The sequence below is a fragment of the uncultured Mailhella sp. genome (assembly GCF_947631555.1).
Taxonomy (GTDB): domain Bacteria; phylum Desulfobacterota; class Desulfovibrionia; order Desulfovibrionales; family Desulfovibrionaceae; genus Mailhella.
In genome coordinates this window covers 1-4,987 of record NZ_CANRLT010000113.1, presented here as the reverse complement: position 1 = coordinate 4,987, position 4,987 = coordinate 1, and the positions used below count along the sequence as shown (strand labels likewise).

Sequence of the window (4,987 nt, the reverse complement as noted above, 5' to 3'; positions counted from 1 at the left end):
GCTATGTCCGATGAGGGCAATGCGGCGCCCGGCCCGGCCGTAGCGGGCGATGATCCGGCGCATATCTCCGGCTTCTTCGTGCTCGCGGTAAAACACGTCAAAGCCCGCCATGACGGAGGGCAGTTCCTCGCGCAGGCAGTAGGCCCGGCCTGTCAGCCCGTCCAGAAAGCCGCCCGCAATGATGCAGAGATCACCCAGTCCGGCATCCGGCAGCGCGTCCAGAGCTTCAAGAAAACGCCGTTCCTCACGGCGTCCGCCAGCGGGTGAGCCGCAGCCGCAGCAGCGGAGAAGCCGCTCCGGCTCTCTCTGCCATCGCCATGTGAGGATAAGGGACACAAGACCTCCTTCGCAGGGGATGAGCGGGAACACCCCCGGCGCTCCTCGCCTTCCCGCTGTCCGCACGGCTAACGGGTGAGCCTGCGGAACTTCAGGCGGTGCGGCGTCTCCGCGTCCTTGCCGAAGCGCTTGCGGCGGTCTTCTTCGTATTCCGAGAAATTGCCCTCGAAAAACGTCACCCTGCCCTCGTCCTCAAAGGCCAGAATGTGCGTGGCGATGCGGTCGAGGAACCAGCGGTCGTGACTGATGACGAGGACGCAGCCCGCGAAATTCTCCAGGGCGTCCTCAAGGGCGCGCATGGTGTTCACGTCAATGTCGTTTGTGGGTTCGTCGAGAAGCAGCACGTTGGCCCCCGACTTCAGCATACAGGCCAGATGGACGCGGTTGCGTTCGCCGCCGGAAAGCACGTCCACCTTTTTCTGCTGATCCCCGCCCTGAAAGTTGAAGCGTGAACAGTAGGCGCGGGCGTTCATCTCTCTGCCGCCGAGGCGGATCGTGTCCCTGCCGCCGCTGATGATTTCATAAACCGTCTTGCCCGGCTCCAGGGAGGCACGCCCCTGATCGACGTAGCCGAAGGCCACGGTTTCGCCCACGTACAGCTCTCCGGAGTCCGGCTTCTCTTCACCCACGAGCATACGGAACAGCGTGGTCTTGCCCGCGCCGTTCGGCCCGATGATGCCCACGATGGCTCCGGGCTGCACCAGGAAGGAGGCGCCGTCCAGAAGCAGTCTGTCGCCCATGCTCTTGCAGAGGCCGCGCGCCTCGATCACCGATTTGCCCAGCCGCGGCCCCGGCGGAATGTAGATTTCCAGATCCGGGGCCATGCGTTCGCTCTCGTGGCTGAGCATGGCTTCATAGGCGTGGATGCGCGCCTTGCCCTTGGCGTGGCGGCCCTTGGGCGACATGTGTATCCACTCCAGTTCGCGGGCGAGGGTCTTGCGGCGCTCGGTATCGGCGCGTTCCTCAAGAGCCAGCCGCTTTTCCTTCTGTTCCAGCCACGAGGAATAATTGCCCTTCCACGGGATGCCCCGGCCGCGGTCGAGTTCAAGGATCCAGCCCGCCACATGGTCGAGAAAATAGCGGTCGTGGGTCACGGCGATGACCGTGCCCGGGAACTCCTGAAGGTAGCGCTCCAGCCAGGCCACGGATTCGGCGTCCAGATGGTTGGTCGGCTCGTCGAGGAGCAGAATGTCCGGAGCCTGAAGCAGCAGACGGCACAGGGCCACACGGCGGCGCTCACCGCCTGAGACCACGGAGAGCGGTGTATCCGGCGGCGGGCAGCGCAGTGCGTCCATGGCCATTTCCAGCCGCGAATCCAGATCCCAGGCGTTCAGGGCGTCCATCCGTTCCTGCACCCTGGCCTGCCGCTCGATGAGCGCGTCCATCTCCTCCGGCTCCATGGGTTCGGCGAACTTTTCGTTGATGGCGTTGAATTCCCTGACCAGATCCACCGCCTCCTGCACGCCCTCTTCCACCACCTCGCGGACGGTCATACGGTCGTGCGCCAGCGGCTCCTGTTCAAGGTAGCCGACGCTGTACCCGGGCGCGACGGCGATGTCGCCTTCAAAGGCCTTGTCCACTCCGGCCATGATCTTGAGCAGCGAGGATTTGCCCGCGCCGTTCAGCCCCAGCACGCCGATCTTCGCGCCGTAAAAATAGCCGAGAGAAATATCCTTGAGCACTTCCCGCTGACCGTGGCGCTTGGTCACGCGGCTCATGGAATAGATGACTTTATCCGGTTCGCTCATCTTCGTTCCGTCCGTGTTTTGCCGGCCGCAGAAAGGCGGAACGGCAGAAATTCCGTCCATTACTGTGGCAGAAGGCAGGGACGTTTGTCCAGCAGGAAATCTGCTGTGCACGGGGATTGACTTTTTCACGCGGCAGACCTATACACCCCTTTACAGAAAATGCCCCGCTTCTTTCGTATGGGACGCCGTCCTCGCTCCGAGAAAGCCGGGCCTCTTTTTTTATCTCTCCGTCTGTAAAGGAACGTTGTCATGAGCACGCCTATTTCCGTTCAAGGCTACAAAAAGCTGGAAAACGAACTCGAACGTCTGAAGAAGGAACGCCCCCTCGTCATTCAGGCCATCAAGGAAGCCCGTGAGGAAGGGGATCTCAAGGAAAACGCCGGATACGACGCCGCGCGCGAACGGCAGGGCTTTCTTGAGGCGCGCATCAACTATATAGAATCGCAGCTGCCGCAGTACACGGTCATCGACATCGACAAGCTGAGCGGCGACAGGGTCATCTTCGGGGCGACCGTTCATGTGGTCGATGTGGATACCGATGCCGAATCCCGGTTTACGCTGCTCGGGCCGGATGAGGCCGACTTCTCCAACGGCTCCATTTCCATCAACTCCCCTGTGGGGCGCGCCCTTCTGGGGCACGAAGTGGGCGACGAAGTCACCATCGACATCCCCCGCGGCCGCGTGACCTACGAAATCACGGATATTGAATTTCACGGCGTCCGGAACTAGCCGCTTTTTTCGCCTTTTTACTCCGGGGCTTTCGCGGGCCTCGGAGTTTTTGTTAAGCGCAAACGGGAGCACCTTGCTGAGCGGGGAGAGCTTTTGTTGTGAGGAAAGGTCTTCCGCTGCGCTCCCGGAATTTCCTTCACGGACGCCCTCTCATGGCCCGCCCCGGGAACGGCCCTTGGATGGGGCAAGCACTTTTCAGCTCTCTTTTCCTTGACGCAGGTTGAGGAAAGGCTTAAAAAGAAACCGGGCAGTGCTTCCAACACCGCCCGGCGGGGCAGCCCCCCGACAGTATCACCGTAGCGAAACGGTCAAGGTTATGTGCCCCTAGGAATGGCGTAATTCCTAGGGGCAAACTCTGTTAATCGCCCATATGCCGATTAAAGAGAGCCGCAAGGACGGCGGCCAGAAAGCCGGCCAGCACATCCAGCAGGAACTGCACCATAGGCATCACCTCCTTTCGGAGGAGCTGCCCCGCGGGAACCGTAGGCTATGCTCCAAAAATTTTCAAGCTCCTGCCGCGCAGCCCCGATAAGACGCAAAGCCCTTCCGCCGGAACAAGGCTGTCTCCAGCCCGAAGGCCGGAAGCTCAAATCATAGGGGGAGGCCGCACGTCCAGAACCTGCCGCTTTTTCCGCCTTTTGCTTCGGGGCTTTCGCGGGCCTCGGAATTTTTGTTAAGCGCAAAGAGAAGCACCTTGCTGAGCAGGGTGGGCTTCTGTTGTGTTGAAAAGGTCTTCCGCTGCACTCCCGGAATTTTCTTCACGGACGCCCTCTCATGGCCCGCCCCGGGAAGGGCGCTTGGATGGGGCAAACACTTTTTAGCTCTCTTTTCCTTGACGCAGGTTGAGGAAAGGCTTAAAAAGAAACCGGGCAGTGCTTCCAACACCGCCCGGCGGGGCAGTCCCCCGAGTTTGTCAGCTTTCCTAGCCGAAAAGCTCAAGTTTTTGCCCCTGTAGATGTTGCAGCACCTACAGGGGCTGCTCATTTAATCGCCCATATGCCGATTAAAGAGAGCCGCAAGGACGGCGGCCAGAAAGTCGGCCAGCACATCCAGCAGGAACTGCACCATAGGCATCACCTCCTTTCGGAGGAGCTGCCCCGCGGGAACCGTAGGCCATGCTCCAAAAATTTTCAAGCTCCTGCCGCGCAGCCCCGATAAGACGCAAAGCCCTTCCGCCGGAACAAGGCGTCTCCAGCCCGAAGGCACGGAAGCTCAAATCATAGAGGATCCGCTGCACGTCCCGAAATTGCAAAGAAGATATTGAACGGTGTCCAGCACCAGTCGCTTTTTCCGCCTTTTTGCTCCGGGGCTTTCGAGTGCCTAGGAGGTTTTGGTTAAATACCCGGGAAAAGTCCTCAAAATGCGCTCCAACCGACCATTTTTGCTGACTTTTTCCTGGGCGGCGAACAGGTAAGCCCAGGGAAAAACATCACAGGCAGCTTGAGCCAGCAACGGGTTTCTTGAACGTCCCTCAAAAATATTCTCCCCGGCACTGCGCTTGTGCCCCCGTTCCGCAGCGTCAAAAAATTTTTCAGACCTCATGCCCGTACAACCAAAGTGCAAGGAAAGGAAAGACAAGGGGAAAGCGGGATAAGGCGTGAAAGGGGACGCAGAGACGGCAAAGAACGGAGGCAAACGGGGAAACAGCGCGGCAACGGGGGCGGTGAAGGGACAGCAGCAACAGCAGCAGAAGAAGGAAAAAAGACGGCTTTTCGGGAAGACGAAGACTGTGCGGCGCTTCTGGCCTCGCTTCAAGCGGGCACGACCGCACCGGCGGAAAGCTGTGCCGCGGGAGCGAAGGACGGTGAAGGCCAAGCCCTTCCTTCCATGCCGCGGAGAGAAGTGTTTGCCGTTTTCTTTGCGTTATTACCTGAACTTCCTTTTTTGTCACGCGGGGAAAAGAGGAGCGCACAAGTTCCGCCTTCTTAAAAAACAACTTCCCTCCCCGCCACGCGGGAGAGCTTGTAGTTCATGGCCGCGAAGCACAAGGCGGCGGTTCCCGCGATGGCTTCACGTGGCGGCTCCGCTTTTCGGAAAGGCGGGGTGTCCTTGCCTCTTGGAAACATCAGGCTGGGGTTTCGCGGGCGGCGTCCCGAAAAAAAAATAAAAAAATTTGCACGAAATCTCAAAATTTAACGTTTTATTTACATTTCAATTATATTTTCTTATGATTT

General features: G+C 59.4%; 2 protein-coding genes and 1 pseudogene. 1 reads left to right on the top strand and 2 read right to left on the bottom strand.

Translation table 11 applies throughout. From position 1 onward, the window contains the following. A pseudogene (locus tag Q0Z94_RS10935) lies at positions 1-336 on the bottom strand (alpha/beta hydrolase); the annotation flags it as partial. Between the two features lie 68 nt (positions 337-404). After that, on the bottom strand, positions 405-2,084 hold the full coding sequence (gene ettA / locus Q0Z94_RS10930) for an energy-dependent translational throttle protein EttA (RefSeq protein WP_298069640.1): 1,680 nt from the start codon (positions 2,082-2,084) through the stop codon (positions 405-407). Positions 2,085-2,333: 249 nt separating this feature from the next. On the opposite strand from ettA, the gene greA reads away from it, so the two are divergent. After that, positions 2,334-2,813, top strand: a complete 480-nt coding sequence (gene greA, locus Q0Z94_RS10925; protein WP_298069638.1) for a transcription elongation factor GreA — start codon at positions 2,334-2,336, stop codon at positions 2,811-2,813. Positions 2,814-4,987: the final 2,174 nt, after the last annotated feature.